The organism is Nocardia jejuensis NBRC 103114, assembly GCF_001613145.1.
In the GTDB taxonomy this organism is placed as follows: Bacteria; Actinomycetota; Actinomycetes; order Mycobacteriales; family Mycobacteriaceae; genus Nocardia; species Nocardia jejuensis.
The window spans coordinates 1-948 of record NZ_BDBU01000066.1 but is presented as its reverse complement, the minus strand read 5'-3'; the positions used below and the strand labels follow the sequence as shown (position 1 = coordinate 948).

The 948-nt window shown below is 63.4% G+C and carries 1 protein-coding gene; it reads right to left on the bottom strand.

The features are described from left to right. Nucleotides 1–891, bottom strand: an 891-nt coding sequence (locus tag NJ1_RS35520; protein WP_245717727.1) for a DUF222 domain-containing protein, incomplete at its 3' end; no start/stop codon positions are given. Nucleotides 892–948 lie beyond the last annotated feature (57 nt).

Sequence of the window (948 nt, the reverse complement as noted above, 5' to 3'; positions counted from 1 at the left end):
CTGGTATGAATTCGCCAAACGCTTCGAGCGTCCCAGATGCAGCGGCATGCCGTGGTGGTCGAACAACGCCAGGAACGGCTTGGACCGCTCCGCCAACTTGAGGGCTTCCGGGATCGACACGGTGCCACCCGAGGCGGTCGTCACCACACCGGCGGCCTCCTCGAGTTCGGCGATACTCATCGTGAAGATCGCCGAGACCGGCACACCACGATGCGAACCCAGCTTGCCGGGGCCTATTTCCGGGCGCAGGAACGCCAGCAGCGCATCATGATTACGCTGCGCGGCACTGCGCGAATCACGCTTGGCGGCCGCGTCCAGGACTTCCCGACTCACGTGATCGGTGTCAGCGAACGGGCTCTGCGGATCATCGGGATTACACATGCCGGGGCGGGCCAGTTTCGCCAGGACCGGTTCGAACAACGCACGCAGCGCGGGGGTCACCTCCCCGGAGATCCTGGACATCCCATCCGCACGCACATGCCCGAGACTGATACCGCGCATCCGCGCCCGATCCAGATCATCAGTCAAAGTGCCATCAGGATCGACATAGGCGAAGATGCCCTGACCGATCGTGGGCAAATCATCGGGAGACCCGATCCGGGAGTGCTCGGCCATCAACTGTTCGGCTTCGGCTTTGAGTTCCGGGCTCACCCCGTGCGGCAGGCGCGTGTAGATCTTCCCGATCATGCGCGCGTGATCACGCGAGATCTCGCCTGCTTCTTGGGCTTTGGCGGTGTGCGGCAACAGAGGCGGCAACTCCCGGCCCGAGACCTCATGCCAGGTACCGAGTTGCTGAGCGGCCTTGAACCGGGAGAACGCTTCGATATGCGAAATCCGCAACGTGTCTTCCAGGAACCGCACCGCACTCCGGACACCAGCGTGTTGGGGCATGCAGCGTTCTTCGACCTGCACGATCAACCGGTTCCACATGACCGCGAGGCGTCGTTC